This is a genomic window from Vibrio sp. 10N.222.52.B7 (assembly GCF_041474275.1).
Lineage (GTDB): Bacteria > Pseudomonadota > Gammaproteobacteria > Enterobacterales > Vibrionaceae > Vibrio > Vibrio crassostreae_C.
Map to the genome: position 1 here is coordinate 1,164 of NZ_JBFRTU010000081.1, position 363 is coordinate 1,526.

The 363-nt window shown below is 43.5% G+C and carries 1 protein-coding gene; it reads right to left on the reverse strand.

The features are described from left to right. The coding region (msrB, locus tag AB4512_RS18760; protein WP_372175337.1) for a peptide-methionine (R)-S-oxide reductase MsrB at window positions 1–281 on the reverse strand (281 nt) is incomplete at its 3' end. Between the last annotated feature and the right edge of the window lie 82 nt (window positions 282–363).

The following is a 363-nucleotide window of genomic DNA, read 5'->3' on the forward strand; positions in this document are numbered from 1 at the left end:
GTACAACGGATCTCTACACGCTTCATTCCGTGACTTAGATCTTCTATATAGCGTACTGCTTCATCATTCACTGGGGCATCAAAGCTCGGCCAACCACACCCAGAGTCATATTTGTTATCCGACAGAAACAAAGGGCTTTCACAGCATGTGCAGCTATAGACGCCAGTCTTATGGTTGTGCAGTAACTTGCCGCTATATGGGGCTTCAGTACCACGCTCACGACACACTGAAAATTCGTCGTCCGTTAGGCGCTCACGCCAGTATTCATCAGGCTTTATCATATTTCCTCCCTTTTGAATCACGTTAATATCTCTCCACATTCTCAGTTATTATATTTACTTTTTTCTATAAAGGCTTGCATAT